The organism is Shinella sp. (assembly GCF_035998705.1).
Classification (GTDB): Bacteria; Pseudomonadota; Alphaproteobacteria; order Rhizobiales; family Rhizobiaceae; genus Shinella.
In genome coordinates this window covers 35,081-55,643 of sequence record NZ_DASYHH010000002.1, presented here as the reverse complement: position 1 = coordinate 55,643, position 20,563 = coordinate 35,081, and the positions used below count along the sequence as shown (strand labels likewise).

10 protein-coding genes and 1 riboswitch are annotated in these 20,563 nt (G+C 66.0%); of the genes, 6 read left to right on the top strand and 4 right to left on the bottom strand.

The genetic code is table 11. From position 1 onward, the window contains the following. The first annotated feature begins 2 nt into the window (after nt 1-2). Both VGN93_RS00305 and VGN93_RS00300 read left to right on the top strand, forming a co-directional pair. Nucleotides 3-740: a precorrin-2 C(20)-methyltransferase gene (locus tag VGN93_RS00305; protein ID WP_327505896.1), complete on the top strand. Its 738-nt coding sequence runs from the start codon at nt 3-5 to the stop codon at nt 738-740. Next, entirely contained in the window at nt 737-1,501 is a 765-nt protein-coding gene (locus tag VGN93_RS00300; protein WP_327505879.1) for a precorrin-3B C(17)-methyltransferase, read from the top strand. Before VGN93_RS00305 ends, VGN93_RS00300 begins: the two co-directional genes overlap by 4 nt. Here VGN93_RS00300 and VGN93_RS00295 read toward each other — a convergent pair. Beyond that, the gene (locus VGN93_RS00295) at nt 1,465-2,235 is read right to left on the bottom strand and encodes a cobalt-precorrin-6A reductase (RefSeq protein WP_327505878.1); all 771 of its coding nucleotides are present in this window, start codon (nt 2,233-2,235) and stop codon (nt 1,465-1,467) included. The two genes, VGN93_RS00300 and VGN93_RS00295, sit on opposite strands and share 37 nt — an antisense overlap. Between VGN93_RS00295 and cbiE the strand changes: the two genes are divergently transcribed. Together cbiE and cobM are read left to right on the top strand one after the other, a co-directional pair. Further along, nucleotides 2,219-3,481 carry a precorrin-6y C5,15-methyltransferase (decarboxylating) subunit CbiE gene (gene cbiE / locus VGN93_RS00290; protein WP_414713966.1) on the top strand — a complete coding sequence of 421 codons (1,263 nt, stop codon included), beginning with the start codon at nt 2,219-2,221 and terminating at the stop codon, nt 3,479-3,481. The genes VGN93_RS00295 and cbiE overlap by 17 nt on opposite strands. A 3-nt stretch (nt 3,482-3,484) precedes the next feature. Then, nucleotides 3,485-4,246: a precorrin-4 C(11)-methyltransferase gene (cobM, locus tag VGN93_RS00285; RefSeq protein WP_319324625.1), complete on the top strand. Its 762-nt coding sequence runs from the start codon at nt 3,485-3,487 to the stop codon at nt 4,244-4,246. On the opposite strand, the gene metH is transcribed toward cobM, so the two are convergent. Both metH and VGN93_RS00275 read right to left on the bottom strand, forming a co-directional pair. Then, complete coding sequence (gene metH, locus VGN93_RS00280; protein ID WP_327505876.1) at nt 4,247-8,038, bottom strand: methionine synthase; 3,792 nt, start codon at nt 8,036-8,038, stop codon at nt 4,247-4,249. An 84-nt stretch (nt 8,039-8,122) separates the two neighbouring features. Continuing rightward, nucleotides 8,123-8,338, bottom strand: a complete 216-nt coding sequence (locus VGN93_RS00275; protein WP_319324627.1) for a hypothetical protein — start codon at nt 8,336-8,338, stop codon at nt 8,123-8,125. Nucleotides 8,339-8,424: 86 nt separating this feature from the next. Next, a riboswitch (cobalamin riboswitch) is annotated at nt 8,425-8,640 on the bottom strand. Between the two features lie 408 nt (nt 8,641-9,048). Between VGN93_RS00275 and VGN93_RS00270 the strand changes: the two genes are divergently transcribed. Together VGN93_RS00270 and VGN93_RS00265 are read left to right on the top strand one after the other, a co-directional pair. Further along, entirely contained in the window at nt 9,049-17,538 is an 8,490-nt protein-coding gene (locus tag VGN93_RS00270) for a GH36-type glycosyl hydrolase domain-containing protein (protein ID WP_327505875.1), read from the top strand. A 28-nt stretch (nt 17,539-17,566) separates the two neighbouring features. Continuing rightward, nucleotides 17,567-18,718, top strand: a complete 1,152-nt coding sequence (locus VGN93_RS00265; RefSeq protein ID WP_327505874.1) for an OpgC family protein — start codon at nt 17,567-17,569, stop codon at nt 18,716-18,718. Between the two features lie 34 nt (nt 18,719-18,752). Here VGN93_RS00265 and VGN93_RS00260 read toward each other — a convergent pair whose 3' ends face one another. Continuing rightward, nucleotides 18,753-20,510, bottom strand: a complete 1,758-nt coding sequence (locus VGN93_RS00260; protein WP_327505873.1) for a glucan ABC transporter ATP-binding protein/ permease — start codon at nt 20,508-20,510, stop codon at nt 18,753-18,755. Nucleotides 20,511-20,563: the final 53 nt, after the last annotated feature.

Sequence of the window (20,563 nt, the reverse complement as noted above, 5' to 3'; positions counted from 1 at the left end):
ACATGGTGGCGACGGTGACGGGACGACTTTTTGGCGTGGGCACGGGACCGGGCGATCCGGAACTGCTGACATTGAAGGCGGTGCGGGCGATCGGCGAGGCGGACGTGCTCGCCTATTTCGCCAAGGCCGGCCGCACGGGCAATGGGCGGGCGATCGTCGAGGGCCTGTTGAAGCCCGGCATGGTGGAGTTGCCGCTCTACTATCCGGTGACGACGGAAATCCACAAGGACCACGACGACTACAAGAGCCAGATCACGGCCTTCTACGATGCCTCCGCGGCGTCGGTCGCCGAGCATCTTGCGGCCGGGCGAACGGTGGCGATCCTGTCCGAAGGCGACCCGATGTTCTACGGCTCGTACATGCACCTGCACGTTCGGCTCGCCGATCGGTTCCCGACGGAAGTCATCCCTGGCATCACGGCGATGTCCGGCTGCTGGTCGCTGTCGGGCCTGCCGATCGTGCAGGGCGACGACGTGCTCTCCGTGCTGCCGGGCACGATGGGCGAGGAGGAGCTGTCGCGCCGGCTCGTCGATACCGAGGCCGCCGTCATCATGAAGGTCGGCCGCAACCTGCCGAAAATCCGGCGCGCGCTGTCGAAGGCCGGCCGGCTGGGCGAGGCGGTCTATGTCGAGCGCGGCACCACGCCGGTGGGCAAATCCATGCGGCTTTCGGAAAAGCTCGACGATACGGCGCCCTATTTTTCGCTGGTGCTCGTGCCGGGCTGGAGCGGGCGCGAATGACCGGAAAACTCTTCGTCATCGGCACCGGCCCGGGCAATCCGGACCAGATGACGCCGGAAGCCCTGCGCGCCGTCGAGGCCTCGACGGAGTTCTTCGGCTATTTCCCCTATATCGACCGGCTCAATCTCCGGCCGGACCAGATCAAGGTGGCCTCCGACAATCGCGAGGAGCTGAACCGGGCGCAGGCCGCACTGGAGCGGGCGGCGGCGGGGGTGAATGTCTGCGTCGTTTCGGGCGGCGATCCCGGTGTCTTTGCGATGGCGGCGGCGGTCTGCGAGGCGATCGATGCGGGGCCGGAGGACTGGAAGACAGTCGATCTCGTCGTCGTGCCGGGCGTCACCGCCATGCTGGCGGTCGCGGCCCGCATCGGCGCGCCGCTCGGCCATGATTTCTGCGCGATCTCGCTCTCCGACAATCTCAAACCCTGGGAGATCATCGAGAAGCGGCTGCGGATGGTGTCGGAAGCCGGGCTCGTCATCGCGCTCTACAATCCGATCAGCAAGGCGCGGCCCTGGCAGCTCGGCCGGGCCTTCGACATCCTGCGCGCGGTGCTGCCGGCGGAGACGCCGGTGATCTTCGGCCGTGCCGCCGGCCGGCCGGATGAGCGTATGCTGGTCATGCCGCTCGGCGAGGCGGAGGCGGAGCGTGCCGACATGGCGACCTGCGTGGTCATCGGCTCGCCGGAAACGCGGGTCATCGCGCGCCCCTCGCTGCCGGATCTCGTCTATACGCCGCGGTTCCTGAAGGATGCCAGCAGATGATCGGCGAGTTGCAGCGCGTCCTCGACCGTCTCGGCGCGGTGGCCTTCGCCGCCCCCGCCCCGATCGACGAGCACGACGGGCAGGCCGAGAATGCGCGCGGCGACGATCTTGCCATGGGTGGCGTCGCCGCCGGAATTCTTGCTGACGATCACGTCGATGCGGTGGTCTCGCAGAAGGGCGACCTCCGCCTCGACAGCGAAGGGGCCGCGGGCGAGCAGATATTCGACATGCGGCGCCTCCAGCGGCGGATCGACCGGATCGACGCTGCGCACGAGATAATGGTGCTGCGGGGCGGCATCGAAGGCCTTTGCCTCCTGCCGGCCGATCGCCAGCAGGACGCGGCGCGGTTCGTCGCCCAAGGCCGCCACGGCCGCATCGGTCGAGGCGACGCGCGTCCAGCGGTCGCCGTCGGTCTCGTCCCAGCCGAGGCGTTCCAGCCGCAGGAGCGGCACGCCGGTTTCGGCAGTGGCCGCGCGGGCATTGGCGGAAATCTGCCGGGCGAAGGGGTGCGTGGCGTCGATCAGGAGGTCGATGGCCTCGTTGTCGAGATAGGCGGCAAGTCCCTCCACGCCGCCGAAACCGCCGCTGCGCACGGGCACGGGCTGCGGGGCGGGGTCGAGCGTGCGGCCGGCAAGCGACAGCGTGACGGCAAGGTCCGGCCTTCCGGCAAGCCGGCTTGCGAGATCGCGGGCCTCGGTCGTGCCGCCCAATATGAGGATGCGTCGCTTGTCCACGCCTGATCGATCCCTTTCGGCCGCCCCGTGGCTTTCCATCGTCGGGATCGGCGAGGATGGTCTAGCGGGTCTCGGTGACGACGCCAAGACTGCGATCGGTGCGGCCGAGATCGTCTTCGGCGGTGCGCGGCATCTGGAGCTTGCCGATGCGGCGATCCGCGGGGAGCGGCAGGTCTGGCTGAGCCCGTTCGAGCGCTCCGTCGAGGCGGTGCTTGCGGCGCGGGGCCGGCCCGTCGTCGTACTCGCCTCGGGTGATCCCTTCTTCTACGGCGTCGGCGTCACGCTGTCCCGGCGCATCGCGCGGGCGGAGATGCGCGTCTTCCCGGCGCCGTCGGCTTTCAGCCTTGCGGCATCGCGGCTGGGCTGGGCCTTGCAGGATACGGTTTGCGTGTCGCTGCATGGCCGGCCGGTCGATCTCATCCGCCCGCATCTGCATCCCGGTAGCCGGATTCTGGCGCTCACCTCGGACAGCGACGGGCCGGCGGCGCTGGCGGCCCTGCTGGCCGAAAGCGGTTTTGGCGGCTCGACGCTGACCGTTCTCGAAGCGCTCGGCGGCGCACGGGAGCGGGTGAGCAACCATCGGGCGGACCGGTTTGCCCTCGTGGATGCGGACATGCTGAATGTCTGTGCGGTCGAGGTCGTGGCCGGGGTCGAGACGCGGGTTTTGGCCTTTACGCCGGGGCTCGACGACGGGCTTTTCGAGCATGACGGCCAGATCACCAAGCGCGAGGTGCGGGCCCTGACGCTCTCCGCCCTTGCGCCGAAGCGTGGGGAACTGCTGTGGGATATCGGCGCCGGGTCGGGTTCGATCGGTATCGAGTGGATGCTGGCCGATCCGTCGCTGCGCGCCATCGCAATCGAGGGTCATCCCGAGCGGGCCGCCCGCATCCGGCGGAATGCGCAGAATTTTGGTGTGCCGGGCCTGTCGGTCGTCGAGGGCGTGGCGCCGGGGGCGCTTGCCGGGCTCGCGGCGCCGGATGCCGTCTTCATCGGTGGCGGCGGTAGCGAGGCGGGGGTGATGGAGGCGGCGCTGGCTGGGCTGAAACCCGGCGGGCGGCTTGTCGCCAATGCGGTGACGACGGAGATGGAGGCGGTGCTTCTTGCCCATCATGCGCGGCTCGGCGGGTCGCTGATCCGTATCGATATCGCGCGGGCATCACCGGTTGGAACCATGACGGGCTGGCGGCCGGCCATGCCGGTCACGCAATGGCGCTGGGTGAAGCCGGCTAAACATATTGAGGATTGAGACATGACCGTCCACTTCATCGGCGCCGGACCGGGTGCCGCCGATCTCATCACCGTGCGCGGGCGCGACCTCATCGGCAAATGCCCGGTCTGCCTCTATGCCGGCTCGATCGTCTCGCCGGAGCTTTTGCAATATTGCCCGCCCGGTGCGCGCATCGTCGATACGGCGCCGCTGTCGCTCGACGAGATCGAGGCGGAGTTTTTGCGCGCGGCGGCGGCGGGGGAGGATGTGGCGCGGCTGCATTCCGGCGATCTGTCCGTCTGGAGCGCCGTTGCCGAGCAGATCCGCCGGCTGGAAAGGCATGGGCTGACTTATACGATGACGCCGGGGGTGCCGTCTTTTGCGGCGGCGGCGGCGGCGCTCGGCCGGGAGCTCACCATTCCCGCGGTGGCGCAGAGCCTGGTGCTTACCCGCGTCTCCGGCCGCGCCTCGCCCATGCCGAACCGCGAGACGCTGGAGAATTTCGGCGCGACGGGGGCGACGCTTGCCATTCATCTGGCGATCCATGCGCTGGACAAGGTGGTCGAGGATCTGACGCCGCTCTATGGCGCGGATTGCCCGGTGGCGATCGTCGTCAAGGCGTCCTGGCCGGATGAGCGCGTGGTGCGCGGTACGCTGGCCGACATCGCGGCGAAGGTCGCCGAGGAGCCGATCGAGCGTACGGCGCTGATCTTCGTCGGCCGGACGCTGGCGGCGGAGGATTTTCGCGAGAGCTCGCTCTACGATCCCGCTTATCAGCGACGTTTCCGCGGCCGGGGCGAGTGATTATTCGGCGGCGGCCATCGATGGCGCCGGCACGTAGTTGAGCACCGGGCCGAGCCAGCGCTCGACCTCCGTCACGGACATGCCCTTGCGCCGCGCATAATCCTCCACCTGGTCGCGCTCCACCTTGGCGACGCCGAAATAGTAGCTTTCCGGCGAGGCGATATAGAGGCCGGAGACGGAGGAGCCGGGCCACATGGCGAAGCTTTCGGTGAGCGTCACGCCGATTTCCTTCTCCGCATCGAGCAGGCGGAAGAGTGCCGTCTTTTCCGTGTGGTCGGGCTGGGCGGGGTAGCCGGGAGCGGGGCGAATGCCGGCATAGGGCTCGCCGATCAGGTCTGTCGGGGCGAAGGTCTCGTCCGGCGCGTAGCCCCAGAGTTCCTTGCGCACCACTTCATGCATGCGCTCGGCGAAGGCTTCGGCAAAACGGTCGGCGAGTGCCTTGACGAGGATCGAGTTGTAGTCGTCGTTCGCCCGCTCGAAACGTTCGGCGATGGCGATTTCGCCGATGCCGGCGGTCACGACGAAGCCGCCGAGATAGTCCTGTTTGCCGCTGTCGGCCGGGGCGACAAAGTCGGAAAGGGCGACGTTCGGGCGGCCGTCGCGCTTGGACAGCTGCTGGCGCAGCGTGAAGAAGGTGGCGAGATCCTTGTTGCGGGCCTCGTCGGTGAAGAGGCGGATATCGTCACCCACGGTGCCGGCCGGCCAGAAGCCGATAACGGCTTTTGGCGTGAACCATTTTTCGGCGATGATCTTTTCCAGCATGGCCTGCGCATCGGCAAAAAGCTGGCGGGCGGCGGGGCCCTGTTTCTCGTCGTCGAGGATTTTCGGATAGACGCCTTTCAGCTCCCAGGTCTGGAAGAAGGGGGTCCAGTCGATGTAGCGCGCGAGATCGGCGAGGTCCCAATCCTGCCAGACGCGGGTGCCGAGGAAGGAGGGCGTCTTCGGCTGGTAGGCGGACCAGTCGGCCTTGAAGGCATTGTCGCGGGCCTTGGCGATCGGCAGGCGCTGCTTTTCCGCCTCGCTGCGGGCGTGGGCGTCGGCGACCTTGCGGTATTCCGCCTTCAGCGTCTCGACGTAACCGGGCTTCATGTCGGCCGACAGCAGGCTGCCGACCACGCCGACGGCGCGGCTGGCATCGGTGACGTAGACGGTCTGGCCGCGGTCGTAGCGCGGGTGGATCTTGACGGCGGTGTGCACGCGGCTCGTGGTGGCGCCGCCGATCAGGAGGGGGATGTCGAAGCCTTCGCGTTCCATTTCGGTCGCGACATGCACCATCTCGTCGAGCGAGGGGGTGATGAGGCCGGAAAGGCCGATGATGTCGACTTTTTCGGCCTTCGCCGTCTCAAGGATCTTCGTTGCCGGCACCATGACGCCGAGGTCGATGATCTCGTAATTGTTGCAGGCGAGCACGACGCCGACGATGTTCTTGCCGATATCGTGCACGTCGCCCTTGACGGTCGCCATCAGGATCTTGCCGGCGCTCTGGCGCTCACCGCTGCCGCCGTTTGCGAGCTTTTCAGCCTCCATATAGGGCAGCAGCACGGCGACGGCCTGTTTCATCACGCGGGCGGATTTCACCACCTGCGGCAAAAACATCTTGCCCGCGCCAAAAAGGTCGCCGACGACGTTCATGCCGGCCATCAGCGGGCCTTCGATCACGTGCAGCGGGCGTTCGGCGTTCCGGCGGGCCTCTTCGGTGTCGGCCTCGACGAATTCGGTGATGCCGTTGACCAGCGCGTGTTCCAGCCGCTTTTCGACGGCCCAGTCGCGCCAGGCGAGGTCGCGCTCCTTGGCTTCCTTGCCGGCAGCGCCCTTGAAGCGCTCGGCGATCTCCAGCAGGCGTTCGGTCGCGGTGCCGCCGCCTTTGGGCTGACGGTTCAGCACCACGTCCTCGCAGGCCTCGCGCAGGTCCGGTTCGATCGTGTCGTAGACGGCGAGCTGGCCGGCATTGACGATGCCCATGTCCATGCCCGCCTGGATGGCGTGGTAGAGGAAGACGGCGTGCATGGCTTCGCGCACCGGCTCGTTGCCGCGGAACGAGAAGGAGAGGTTGGAGACGCCGCCGGAAATGTGGACGTGCGGCAGCGTGCGCGTAATCTCGGCCGTCGCCTCGATGAAGTCGACGCCGTAATTGTCGTGTTCCTCGATGCCGGTCGCCACGGCAAAGATGTTCGGGTCGAAGACGATGTCTTCCGGCGCGAGGCCGGCGACTTCGGTCAGGAGCTTGTAGGCGCGGGTGCAGATATCCACCTTGCGCGCCCTGGTGTCGGCCTGACCGGTCTCGTCGAAGGCCATGACGACGACGGCGGCGCCGTAGGCGCGCACCAGTTTCGCATGGTGCAGGAAGGCCTCTTCGCCTTCCTTCAGCGAGATCGAGTTGACCAGCGGCTTGCCCTGCACGCATTTCAGGCCGGCCTCGATCACCTCCCATTTCGATGAGTCGATCATCAGGGGAACGCGGGCGATATCCGGCTCGGCGGCGATGAGGTTGACATATTCCGTCATGGCGCGGGCGGAATCGATCAGGCCCTCGTCCATGTTGATGTCGATGATCTGCGCGCCGTTCGCCACCTGGTCGCGCGCGACATCGAGGGCGCTCGCATAGTCGCCGGCAGTGATCAGCTTGCGGAATTTCGCCGAGCCCGTGACGTTGGTGCGCTCGCCCACGTTCACGAAGGGGATCGCATCGGTCAGCGTGAAGGGTTCGAGGCCGGACAGGCGCATGTGGCGCGGGATGTCGGGGATTTCGCGGGGCGCATGGCGGGCGGCGGCGGCGGCGATGGCGCGGATATGGTCCGGCGTCGAGCCGCAGCAGCCGCCGACGATATTGACGAGCCCATCGCGCATAAAGCCTTCGATCTGGGCGGCCATCTCGTCCGGCGTCTCGTCATACTGGCCGAAGGCGTTCGGCAGGCCGGCATTGGGATAGGCGCAGACGAAGGTTTGCGCGACGGAGGAGATCTCGGCGAGGTGGGCGCGCATGGCGTTGGCGCCGAGCGCGCAGTTGAGGCCGACGGAGAAGGGATCGGCGTGGCGCACCGAGTTCCAGAAGGCCTCCGGCGTCTGGCCGGAGAGCGTGCGGCCGGAGAGGTCGGTGATCGTGCCGGAGATCATGACCGGCAGGTGGATGCCCTTTTCCTCGAAGACTTCGCGGGTGGCGAAGATCGCCGCCTTGGCGTTCAGCGTGTCGAAGATCGTCTCGATCAGGATGATGTCGGCGCCGCCGTCGATGAGACCGCGGACCTGGTCGGCATAGGCGATGCGCAGGTCGTCGAAGGTGACGGCGCGGTAGCCGGGATTGTTGACGTCCGGCGAAATGGAGGCGGTGCGGTTGGTCGGGCCGAGGGCGCCGGCGACGAAACGGCGGCGGCCGTCCTTTTGCTCGGCGCGCAGGCCAGCGCGGCGCGCAAGGCGCGCGCCGTCGCGGTTCAGTTCATAGACCATGTCCTCCATGCCGTAATCGGCCTGGGCGATCGTCGTGGAGGAGAAGGTGTTGGTCTCGAGGATGTCGGCGCCGGCAAGCGCGTAGCGATAGTGGATGTCCTCGATGGCGCCGGGCTGGGTCAGCGTCAGGAGGTCGTTGTTGCCCTGCTGGTGGCAGGCGCAGTCGCCGAAACGGTCGCCGCGGAAATCGTCTTCCACCAGCTTCAGCGTCTGGATTTCCGTGCCCATGGCGCCGTCGAGCACCAGGATGCGCTCGCGCGCGGCGGCCTGCAGGGCGGCGAGAACCTCGCTGCCGTCGCGGCGGGGCAGTTCAGGTCCGAACAGGGTGTCCAGGTGCGAATTGGCCATGGCAAAGCCCTCCGGTGCATATCTTACTACACCGGAGATCACATAAAGATATCTTTATGTCAATATGTCTTTATGCGGTAAGGATCAGTGTATCACCCCGCGCGTGCCGGCAAGCGAGGCGAACAGCGCCTTCAGACGCGCAATATCGGGATCGACGCCCTCGTAGCGCGCGAGTTTGCGCACTTCCTTCAGCGCTTCGACGGCAAGATCGGCGCCGCGCGGCTGCCAGAGCAGCCAGGAGATGAAGATGGATTCCGGCTTTCCGGTGCCGGAGAGGCCGTTGTCGGTATTGGCAAGCATTGTTTCCCCAATCGGTGAATTGGGGGATGACCGGACGCACGCATGCTGGCGAAAAGCAGGCGCACCCTTGGGACACCCCGCCCATGGACGTTACAGCTGTCAGGGCAGGTCTCCTGGCTTGCGGGTCGTCGCCCCTGTCTCGCCTTCCCGGTCCAAGGACCAGTGGCATCGTTCGACAGAAACTCGCCGTTCACAGTTGCGGGGGCAGCGCCGGTCTTGGTGCTCCTCTGGAGCATCGCACCGGCTTCCCTCTTAGCCTCCGAGCCGTTTCGACTCGGAGGACCCTGACGGCGGCCAAGCTGGCGTGGCGAGGCCGCCAAGTCAATGGCGCGATCGGCGGTCGAACGCGATGGGGAACTTTTCCCCATGTCATGCATTCGGCATCAGCCTGCTCCATGCGCTCGTTCTTCAAAACGCGGGGCGCGCGATTCACCAAAACCACAAATGAGGGTCGATGCTGCGCCACCCAGTCCTGTTGACATGTTGCAAGTCTCTGTCCTTGCGGCTAAAAAATGCCGTTTTCATGCACCACGCGGCCAGGATGCCAAGCAGCGTGTCGCCTGAGCCATGTCCATTCCATTCGCGCCATCCGGGCGCCGTATGGTCGCATGGCTGATCGCGGCACCGAGATGAAACCTGCCCGCAAAAAACCGTTCGGCGCAAAGGCCGTTGCCGGATGGTTCCATATGGCCGGATCCAGAATCAGAAACATGCCCCTTCACAATACGCCGCAAGCCCCCTCGCGCGACGCCGACGCCAAGCAGATCGATTATAACGATTCGATCCGCGCCACCTATCTGTCGCTGGAGGAGCTCGCCGATTGCGGTGAAGCGCTGGCGCGCAGCAAGGAAGCGGTGCTACCCGGCTTCCAGCCCTTCGAATTCCGTGCCCGGCACAAGGAAAACGAAAAGGAGATTTTTCGCGTCTACCAGGCGACGGCCAAGGATGTCGAAGCGGGCGCCCAGATCACGCCGGCCGCCGAATGGCTGCTCGACAACTATTATGTCGTCGAAGAGGCGATCCAGGAGGTCCGGCGCGACTTCCCCCGCCGGTTCTATCGCCAGCTGCCGACCATTCAGACCGAGGGCCAGGTCGTGCCGCGCACGCTGGCGCTCGCCTGGCTCTATGTCGCGCATACCCATAGCGGCGTCTCGCATGAGGGCCTGACGGCCTTTGTGCAGGGCTTCCAGAAACTCGACGCGCTGAAGATCGGCGAACTCTGGGCGCTGCCCTCCTTCATCCGCTTCGTGCTGCTCGAAAACCTGCGGCGCATTTCCAGCCGCGTCGAGCGCTCTCGAAAAATGCGCTTCAAGGCGAACGAGGTGGCCGACGAGCTGATCCGCCTCAACGATCCGGAAAAATGCATCGCGCATCTCCAGTCGATGGAGGCCTTCGTCGAGGACAATACCTTCGTCATCCAGCTGCTCTATCGCCTGCGCGACGGCCTCCAGGCCTCCGGCGCGGTGATCCAGTGGCTGGAGCGCAAGATCGAAAGCCGCGGCACCGATCTCGAAGAACTGATCGTCGCGGAGAACAACCGGCTTTCCTCCGGCAACGTGACGATGAGCTCGCTGATCAAGAGCCTGCGCTCGGTCGACGATACGGAATGGCCGGTCTGGTTCGAAAGCGTCAGCCGCCTCGACGAGGCGCTGCGCCAAGGGTCCGACTATAGCGACCTCGATTTCGGCTCGCGCAACAAATACCGCAACACGATCGAGCGTTTCGCCCGCCGCTCCGGCAAGACCGAGCTGGAAGTGACCGAGATTGCGCTTGCCATGACGGCGGAAGACGCCGCGGCCAATGCGGGCGATCCGGACTACGAGGCCAATGTCGCCTCCTTCCTCGTCGGCAAGAAGCGCAAGCTGCTCGAAAAGCGCATCGATTACCGCCCCTCGATCGTCCAGCGCATCGTGCGTTTCGGGCGCCGGCTCGACTGGTTCGCCATTGCCGGGCCGAACATCATCCTGACGCTGCTCGCGATGATCGCGGTCTATTATTTCCTCGATCAGCTCGACATTCCGAACGGTGCCTGGCTGATCATGCTGGTGCTCTTCGCGCTGCCGGCGTCCGAGGGAGCGACGGGCCTGTTCAACACGCTCGTCACCTTCTTCGTCACGCCGTCGCGCCTCGTCGGCTACGAATTCAAGGACGGCATTCCCGAGGATGCGCGCACGCTCGTCGTGGTGCCCTGCCTGATTTCCAAGCGCGACCATGTCGACGAGCTGGTGCGCAACCTGGAAGTCCACTACCTCGCCAATCCGCGCGGCGAGATCTATTTCGCACTGCTCAGCGACTGGGCCGACAGCCAGGCGGAGGAATCGCCGGCGGATGTCGACGTGCTCGATTATGCCAAGCGCGAGATCGCGACGCTTTCGGCGCGCTATGCCTATGACGGCCGCACACGCTTCTACCTCCTGCATCGCCGCCGCCTGTATAATCCGTCCGAAGGCTGCTGGATGGGCTGGGAGCGCAAGCGCGGCAAGCTGCACGAACTGAACCTGCTTCTGCGCGGCGACGGCGATACCGGCTTCCTGCCGGGCGCCAATATCGTGCCGGCGGGCGTGAAATACGTCATGACGCTCGATTCCGACACGCGCCTGATGCGCGACGCGGTGACGAAACTCGTCGGCAAGATGCACCACCCGATCAACCGCCCGGTCATCGATGCGGAAAAGGGCGAAGTCACCGCCGGCTACAGCATCTTGCAGCCGCGCGTCACGCCGTCGCTGACGACGGGCAAGGAAGCCTCGACCTTCCAGCGCATCTTCTCCGCCGACCGCGGCATCGACCCCTATGTCTTCACCGTTTCCGACGTCTACCAGGACTTTGCCGGCGAAGGCACGTTTACCGGCAAGGGCCTCTACCATGTCGACGCCTTCGAGGCGGCGGTGAAGGGGCGCATCGAGGAGAACTCGGTGCTCAGCCACGACCTTCTCGAAGGCTCGCTTGCGCATTGCGCGCTGGTGACGGATGTCGAGCTGGTGGAAGACTTCCCGACCCGCTACGGCGTCGAAACCTCGCGCCAGCATCGCTGGGCGCGCGGCGACTGGCAGCTGCTGCCCTATATCTTCGCGCCGTCGAGCGGCATTTCCATGCTCGGCCGCTGGAAGATGTACGACAACCTGCGCCGCAGCCTCATCCCGATCGGCTGGCTCGTCGCCTCCGTCATGGGCTGGTATTACATGGAGCCGCGCCAGGCGCTGATCTGGCAGCTCGTGCTGATCTTCCTGCTGTTCGTCGCCCCGACGCTGTCGCTGATCTCCGGCGTCATGCCGCGCCGGGGCGATATCGTCGCGCGCGCGCATGTGCACCGCGTCTTCTCCGATATTCGGGCGGCCAATGCGCAGGTGGCGCTGCGCATCGCCTTCATCGCCCATTCGGCGGGGCTGATGGCGGATGCGATCGTCCGCTCGCTCTACCGCACGATGGTCAGCCGCAAACTGATGCTGGAATGGCGCACGGCCGCGCAGGCCGACAGTGCCGCGCGCGGCGGCATTCTCGCCCATTACAGGTCGATGTGGCAGGCGCCGGCGCTGGCGGCGCTCTCCGTGGCGCTCGCCATGATCTCGGATACCGGCCTGCCCTTCATCGGCATCCCCTTCGCGCTCGTCTGGGCGCTCTCGCCGATGATCGCCTGGTATGTCAGCCAGACGGCGGAGACCGAGGACCAGCTCGTCGTCTCCGGCTATGTCGCCAACGAACTGCGCAAGATCGCGCGGCGCACCTGGCGCTATTTCGAGGAATTCGTCACCGCCGAGCAGCACTACCTGCCGCCGGACAACTTTCAGGAAACGCCGCAGCCGGTGCTTGCCGAGCGCACCTCGCCGACCAATGTCGGCGTCTACCTGCTTTCGGTGATTTCGGCGCGCGACTTCGGCTGGATCTCGTTTGAAGAGACGGTGCGCCGCCTCGAACAGACGATCGCCACGATCGACGGCATGCCGAAATATCGCGGCCACCTCTACAACTGGTATCGCACCAACACGCTGGAAACGCTGGGACCACGCTACGTCTCGGCGGTCGACAGCGGCAACCTTGCCGGCCACCTCATCGCCATCTCCTCCATGTGCCGCGAATGGGCGGAAGCTCCGTCGGCGCATCTGCAGGGCAGCCTCGACGGCATCGGCGACGTCGCCTCGATCCTCTCCGAAGTGCTGAAGGACCTGCCGGACGACCGCAAGACCGTGCGGCCGCTGCGCCGCCTCATCGAGGAGCGTATCGCCGGCTTCGACAAGGCGCTCGCCGCCGTCAAGCGCGAGCACGAATTCGCCTCCATCCGCGTCATCAACCTTTCGGTGCTGGCGCGCGACGTCAACAAGCTGATCGTCAACCTCGACCACGAGATCAAGTCGTCCGAGAGCGGCGAGGTCGTCAAATGGGCGGGCGCGCTGGTCGCGACCTGCGAGGCGCATATTGCCGACAGCGTCTTCGATCTCGGCAGCATCGAGCCGCTGCGCGATCGCCTGATCGTGCTGCGCGACCGTTCGCGCGACATCGCCTTCTCGATGGATTTCGGCTTCCTGTTCCGTCCGGAGCGCCGCCTCTTGTCGATCGGCTACCGCGTCGAGACCAACGAACTGGACGAAGCCTGCTACGACCTGCTCGCCTCGGAAGCCCGCCTGACCAGCCTCTTCGCCATCGCCAAGGGCGATCTGCCGACCGAGCACTGGTACAAGCTCGGCCGTCCGGTCGTGCCGGTCGGGTCGCGCGGCGCGCTGGTCTCCTGGTCCGGCTCGATGTTCGAATATCTGATGCCGCCGCTCGTCATGCAGGAGCAGCAGGGCGGCATTTTGAACCAGACGAACAATCTGGTCGTCGTGGAGCAGATGAACCATGGCCGCCGGCTCGGCACGCCCTGGGGCATTTCGGAAGCGGCCTTCAACGCCCGCGACCATGAACTGACCTACCAGTACACCAATTTCGGCGTGCCGACCCTCGGCCTGAAGCGCGGCCTCGGCCAGAATGCGGTGATCGCGCCCTATGCCTCGCTGCTCGCCGCGCAATATGCGCCGAAGGAGGCACTCGACAACCTCGAGCGCCTGCGCAAGCTCGGCGCGCTCGGCGTCTTCGGTTTCCATGATGCCGTCGATTTCACGCCGACCCGCGTGCCCGAGGGCAAGACCTGCGCGGTGGTGAAGAACTACATGGCGCACCATCACGGCATGTCGATCGCGGCGGTTGCCAACGTCGTCTTCAACGGGGCGCTGCGCGAGCGCTTCCACGCCGACCCCGTCATCGAGGCGGCCGAACTGCTGCTCCAGGAAAAGGCGCCGCGCGACATTCCGGTCATCAATGCCAAGCGCGAGCCGGAAACCGTCGGCAGCACGCAGGCCGACCTGCTGCGCCCGGAAATCCGCATCATCAAGGAGCCGTTCAGCAAGGAACGCGAGACCGTCTTCCTGTCGAACGGCCATTATTCCGTGATGCTGACGGCGACCGGTGCCGGTTATTCGCGCTGGAACGGCCAGTCCGTCACCCGCTGGAAGCCGGATCCGACCGAGGACCGCTGGGGCTCCTTCCTGTTCCTGCGCGATACCGCGACGAACGAGTGGTGGTCCGCCACATCAGAGCCGAAGCGCGCCGAGGGCGAGGAGACGAAAACCCAGTTCGGCGACGACAAGGCGGAGTTCATCAAGACCGTCGGCACGCTGACCAGCGAGGTCGAATGCATCGTCGCCACCGAGCACGATGCCGAAGGCCGCCGCCTGACGCTGCTCAATACCGGCACGGAGGACCGCTTCATCGAAGTGACCTCCTATATGGAGCCGGTGATCTCGACGGACGACGCCGATAACGCCCATCCGATGTTCTCGAAAATGTTCATCAAGACGGAGATCGGCAAGCGCGGCGACGTCATCCGCGCCGAGCGCCAGAAGCGCAATCCGAACGACCCGGACATGGTGATCGCCCACCTGATCGTGGACAATGCCGGTCCTTCCCGCCGCACCGAGGTCGAGACCGACCGCCGCCGCTTCATCGGCCGCGGCCGCTCGCTGACGACGGCGGCCGCCTTCGATCCGGGCGCGCAGCTCTCCGGCACGGACGGTTTCACGCTCGATCCGGTCATGGCGCTGCGCCGCGTCGTGCGCGTGCCGGCGGGCAAGAAGGTCAAGGTCATTTTCTGGACCATTGCGGCGCCGAGCCGCGCCGAAGTGGACGCGGCGATCGACCGCTATCGCCACCCGGACACGTTCAACCACGAAGTGATCCATGCCTGGACGCGGTCGCAGGTGCATCTGCGCCATGTCGGCGTGACCTCGCAGGAGGCGGCGAGCTTCCAGATGCTCGGCCGCTACCTCACCTATCCGGACATGCATATGCGCGCCGATACCGGCACGATCCAGACGGGGCTCACCGCCCAGTCGGCGCTCTGGCCGCTGGCGATTTCCGGCGACTTCCCGATCTTCGTCTTGCGCATCAATGACGAGATCGACGTGGAGGTCGCCCGCGAGGCGCTGCGCGCGCAGGAATATCTGCGCCACCGCGGTGTCACCGCCGATCTGGTGATCCTCAACGAACGCGCCTCCTCCTATGCGCAGGACATGCAGCACACGCTCGACCAGATGTGCGAGAACCTGCGCATGCGCGGCCAGTCCGACGGCGTTCGCCAGCATGTCTTCGCGGTGCGCCGCGACCTGATGGAGGTCTCGACCTGGCAGGCGCTGCTTGCCACGGCGCGCGCCGTCTTCCATGCGCGCAACGGCTCGCTTGCCGACCAGATCGCCCGTACCGTCGCACTCTTCTCCACGCCGCGCGGCGAGGAAGAGACGAAGGCGGATGCGGCCGTGCCGAAGCTTGCGGCACCTGCCGGCGAGCCGGTGACGATCGATGGCGAGGGCCTGACCTTCTGGAACGGCTTTGGCGGCTTCAACGGCGAGCGGCGGGAATATGCCATGCGGCTGCGCGGCGGCGAAGCCACGCCGCAGCCCTGGATCAACGTCATCTCCAACGAGCATTTCGGCTTCCACGTCTCGGGCGAAGGTGCCGGCTTCACCTGGAGCCGCAATTCGCGCGATTTCCAGCTGACGGCCTGGAGCAACGATCCGGTGATCAACCGCCCGGGCGAGGCCTTCTATGTGCGCGATCGCGATCGCGGCACGGTCATGACGCCCTTCGCGGCGCTGTCGCGCAAGCCGACGGTGAAGTTCGAGACCTGGCACGGCCTCGGCTACAGCGCCTTCCGCAGCTGGGAGGACGGCATCGAGCTCGATCTCGTGCAGACGGTCGATGCGGAAGAACCGGTCAAATATTCCCGTCTCGTCGTGAAGAACACCGGCGAGACGGAGCGCAGCCTCACGGTCTATGGCTATGTCGAATGGGTGATGGGCAACAATCCGGCAAAAACCGCGCCCTTCGTGCTGACCAGCCATGACGAGGAGAGCGGCGCGCTCTTTGCGACCAACCCGTACAACCTCGATTTCGGCGGCCGGACCAGCTTCTTCGCCGTCGATGCGCCGCTTGCGGGCTTTACCGCCAGGCGCCGCGAATTCATCGGCCGCGGCGGCGATATCGTGCTGCCGGGGGCGGTGGCGGGCGGGCAGGCGCTCTCCGGCTCCGCCGACGGCATCGGCGATCCCTGCGCGGCACTCGCTGTCGATATCACCCTGAAGCCGGGCGAGAAGCGCGAACTGATCTTCGTGCTCGGCGACACCGCGGATGCGGACAGTGCGCGAACGCTTGCGGACAAGAGCCGCGCGGCCGATTTCGACGCGGTCATGAAGGCGGTTCGCGGCTATTGGGACGATTTCACCGGCACGCTGCAGGTGAAGACGCCGGATGCCGCCCTCGACCGCATGGTCAACGACTGGCTGCCCTACCAGGCGCTCGGTTGCCGCATCCTGGCACGCACGGCCTTCTACCAGGCGAGCGGCGCCTACGGTTTCCGCGACCAGTTGCAGGACACGCTGGCCTTCATCCTGCACCGTCCGGAACTCGCCCGGCGGCAGATCCTGAACGCCGCCGCACGCCAGTTCGTCGAGGGCGACGTGCAGCATTGGTGGCTGCCCGACAGCGGCGCCGGCGTGCGCACCGCCATCTCCGACGACGTGGTCTGGCTGGCGCATGCGGTCGAATATTATTGCCGGGTCACCGGGGATAGAGCGCTGCTCGACGAAAGGCTCGCCTTCATCGAGGGCCAGCCGCTCGCGCAAGGGCAGCACGATGCCTTCTTCAAACCGGGCCGCTCGGCGGAAGAGGCGCCGCTCTACGACCATTGCGCCCGCGCGCTCGACCTCGCGTTGAGCCGCACCGGGGAGAACGGCCTGCCGCTGATGCTCGGCGGCGACTGGAACGACGGCATGAACCGGGTCGGCGAAGCCGGCCGCGGCACGAGCGTCTGGCTCGGCTGGTTCCTCGCCTGCACGTTGCGCGGCTTCATCCCGCTTGCGCGCACACGCGGCGACGACGCTCGCGCCGACCTGTGGGAAGGCCATCTCGGCCGCCTGCGGCAGGCGCTGGAAACGGTCGGCTGGGACGGCGCCTATTATCGCCGCGGCTATTTCGACGACGGCATGCCGCTGGGTTCGGCCCGAAACGCGGAATGCCGCATCGATTCGATCGCGCAGAGCTGGAGCGTGCTCTCCGGCGAGGGCGACGCGGACCGCGCACGCCAGGCGATGGATGCGGTCATGGCGGAACTCGTCGACCGGGAAAACGGCATCATCCGCCTGTTCACCCCGCCCTTCGTCGAGACCCCGCAGGACCCCGGCTACATCAAGGCCTATCCGCCGGGCGTGCGCGAAAACGGCGGGCAATATACCCATGCCGCGACCTGGACCGTGCTGGCGCTCGCCCGCCAGGGCCGGGCCGAGGACGCCTGGGCCTGCTTCGACCTCCTGAACCCCGTCAACCACGCCAAGAGCCCGGAAGCGGCCGAGCTCTATCGCGTCGAGCCCTATGTCGTCGCAGCCGACGTCTATGGCGAGGGCGAGCGGACGGGGCGCGGCGGCTGGACCTGGTATACGGGCTCGGCCGGCTGGCTCTACCGCGCGGCGGTCGAGGGCATTCTCGGCATCCGCCGGGAGGGCGGCCGTCTCTTCGTCGAGCCGGTGCTGCCCGCAGCCTGGAACGGCTACGAGGCGACGCTCGTTCTCGACGGCCGCACGCTGGAAATCCGCGTCGAGCGGGGCGGCGACGGTGGATGGCAAGCAAGTGTGAACGGAACTGTCATCAAATCTTCAAACGAGGGTTATCTGCTCTGATCCGCACCCATCGTGGATCAGAGCAGACATGACAGACAGAAATGCACCGGGGGGCGTCGTGCCGCAGACACGCGACACGCGCCTCGATGTCTTCCGGGCACTCGCCCTCCTGACGATCTTCGTCAACCACGTTCCCGGCCAATACCTTGAACACCTGACGCACAAGAATTTCGGCTTCTCCGATTCGGCGGAAGCCTTCGTGCTGATTTCCGGCATGTCGGTCGGGCTTGCCTATGGCGGGCGCTTTGCCGTCGGCGAGCGGCTGGCGGTGACGCTTCGCATCCTGCGCCGGGCGCTGACGCTCTATGTCGCGCATATCATGACGAGCGTCATCACCTTCGCGATCTTTGCCGGCGGCGCGCTGTGGTTCTCGCGGCCGGACCTGTTGTCGGAAATCAACCTGCGCGCCGTCGTCGACCGCACGGAGCAGGGCGTCGTCAGCATGGTGCTGCTCGGCCATCAGTTCGGCTACAACAACATCCTCTCCATGTATGCCGTGCTGTTCCTGATGCTGCCGGGCTTCCTGTGGCTGTATCGACGCAGCGCCCTGCTGCTGATCGCCGTCTCCGGCACGCTCTGGCTCTGTGCCGGCATCTGGCAGATCGCGCCCTCGAATTTTCTCGACGACGGAAAGTGGTTCCTCAATCCGCTGTCCTGGCAGTTCCTCTTCGTCATCGGCTTCGTCGGCGTTCTCAAGGCCAAGAGGACGGGCATTCCCCGCAACGTCGTGCTGACCGCGCTTTCCGCGACCTATCTCCTCGTTTCGATGCTCTGGGTCGTGTTCTCCTGGTGGAACATCGATTTCTCCTACGGCCTGCCGGCCGTGCTGACCGGCTTCGATAAGACGTTCCTGTCTACCACCCGCCTCGTGCATGTGCTTGCCGGCGCCTACCTGGTCGCGACGATCCCGGCTCTGTCGAACTGGGCGGCCTTGCCGTTCTCCCACCCGCTGGTGGCTATCGGTCGGCATTCGCTGGCCGTCTTCATCTTCGGAACGATCCTCGCCATGGTCGGGCAGGTCCTGATGTTCGTCACGGGCAAGAACCCGATCCTCGGCACGCTCTATACGCTCGCCGGCATCGCGCTGCATTTCGTCTATGCGCGTTATCTCGACTGGCAGGCCGCCGTGATCGCCAGCACCAATGCAAAACGGCAGGGCGTGCGAGGCCCTGCCGGTTAGAAGGGCGATCAAGCCCGAAGCGCTGGCCCGAGGCTCAGGCGGCGGTGTGGCTCTTGCGGACGTCGTCGTCCGTCAGGATGCCGCTCGCCCGCAGCAGGGCGGCGAAGCGGCCGTTGCTCTGGCTGAGGTCGTTGAAGGTGCCCATCTCGGCGACCTGGCCGTGATCCATGAAGACGACGAGGTCGGCCTCGCGCACCGTCGACAGGCGGTGGGCGATGATGAAGGTCGTGCGGTTGCGGCGAAGCTGGTCGATCGCCGACTTGACGCGCGCCTCGGTCTCCACGTCGAGCGCGCTGGTCGCCTCGTCGAGCACGAGGATGGGCGCGTTCTTGAGGATCGCGCGGGCGATGGCGATGCGCTGGCGCTCGCCGCCCGACAGACGGTTGCCGCGCTCGCCGACATGGGTCTCGTAGCCGCTCTGGCGGGTGACGATGAAGTCGTTCGCCGCCGCGGCTTGTGCAGCCGCCTCGATTTCCTCCTGCGTCGCGCCCTCGCGGCCGAGACGGATATTATCGGAGATCGAGCGGTTGAGCAGGCCCGCGTCCTGGAACACGGTGGCGATCGACCGGCGCAGCGACTTGCGCGTCACCGTGGCGATATCGACGCCGTCGATCAGGATCTGGCCGGAACGCGGTTCGTAGACGCGCTGCAGCAGGTTGACCAGCGTGGTCTTGCCGGCGCCCGTCGGGCCGACGATGGCGACGGTCTGGCCGGCTTCGACGGTGAAGGAGACGTCGCGCACGCCCTGGGTCGCATTGGCGAAATCGAAGCAGACATTGCGGTATTCGATCCTGCCCTTGACGTCGCCCAGGTCACCCGCCGTCGACGGCTCCTCGCGCTCCTTGACGGCATCCTCCAGCGTGAAGAAGTCCTCCAGCTTGGCGCGTGCCTCGAAGATCTGCGTGGCGAAGGCCTTCATCTGGTCGAGGCGGCCGATGAGCAGGCCGGCAAAGCCGATGAAGGCGATGACGTCGCCGACGCGGATTTCGCCACGCTGCACCAGCACCGTACCGATGACGAGGATGATCATCATGGAGATGGTCGAGGCGATGCGGTTGAGGGCACTGGCGATCGCCCACCAGTCGAGCACCGGGAACTGCGCATTGATCAGCCGCTCGGCGAAACGCTTCAGTTCGCGCGTTTCGGCCTCGATGCGGTTGTAGCTGTGCACGACCGAAACGTTGCTGATCGAGTCCGATACGTGGGAGAAGACGGTGTGGTAGTGGTTCTCCACCGAGGCCTGGCCCTCGCGGGTGCGGTCCATCACCACCTTGCCGATGATGACATAGAGCACGCCGAGCACGACGAGCACGAGGGACAGGCGGTAGTCCATCACGAAGGCGGTGGGGATGAGCAGCACGAGCGCGATGGCGGTCGCCAGATGCGTGCGCATGAATTCGAGCCAGAGGCCGAACAGCGTTTCACAGGCGCGCAGCAGCGTGTGCAGGGCGTTGGAGGTGCCGCGCTGGCTATGCCAGGCGAGCGGCATGGAGATGATGCGGCCGAAGGCTTCCGTCAGGAGGCTGGCGCGCCGGCCATGGGCCAGGCGGTCTGCCTCGCGGGCGACGAGCACATAGGCGAAGGTGTTGAACAGGCCGAAGCCCGCCCACATCATGAGCATCGGGGTGACGTCGCCCTTGGAGGATATGGCATCGATGATGCGGCCGAACAGGATCGGTTCCGCAATCGTGATGACGGCCAGAACGACGTTGGCCACGACGACCGAACCGACGCGGATCTTGGAAACCCAAAGATAGCTGAGGGCTCTTGCATAAACCTGGAACAAAGACACGAAACAAGGCCTTTCCGGCGATACCTGTTGTGCGGTGCAGCGAAAGCACCCGT

Bases quoted from the DNA above. Each gene is read 5' to 3' on its own strand.
- VGN93_RS00305 (WP_327505896.1), top strand. From the start codon at position 3: ATGGTGGCGACGGTGACGGGACGACTTTTTGGCGTGGGCACGGGACCG.
- VGN93_RS00300 (WP_327505879.1), top strand. From the start codon at position 737: ATGACCGGAAAACTCTTCGTCATCGGCACCGGCCCGGGCAATCCGGAC.
- cbiE (WP_414713966.1), top strand. From the start codon at position 2,219: ATGCGTCGCTTGTCCACGCCTGATCGATCCCTTTCGGCCGCCCCGTGG.
- cobM (WP_319324625.1), top strand. From the start codon at position 3,485: ATGACCGTCCACTTCATCGGCGCCGGACCGGGTGCCGCCGATCTCATC.
- metH (WP_327505876.1), bottom strand. From the start codon at position 8,038: ATGGCCAATTCGCACCTGGACACCCTGTTCGGACCTGAACTGCCCCGC.
- VGN93_RS00275 (WP_319324627.1), bottom strand. From the start codon at position 8,338: ATGCTTGCCAATACCGACAACGGCCTCTCCGGCACCGGAAAGCCGGAA.
- VGN93_RS00270 (WP_327505875.1), top strand. From the start codon at position 9,049: ATGCCCCTTCACAATACGCCGCAAGCCCCCTCGCGCGACGCCGACGCC.
- VGN93_RS00265 (WP_327505874.1), top strand. From the start codon at position 17,567: ATGACAGACAGAAATGCACCGGGGGGCGTCGTGCCGCAGACACGCGAC.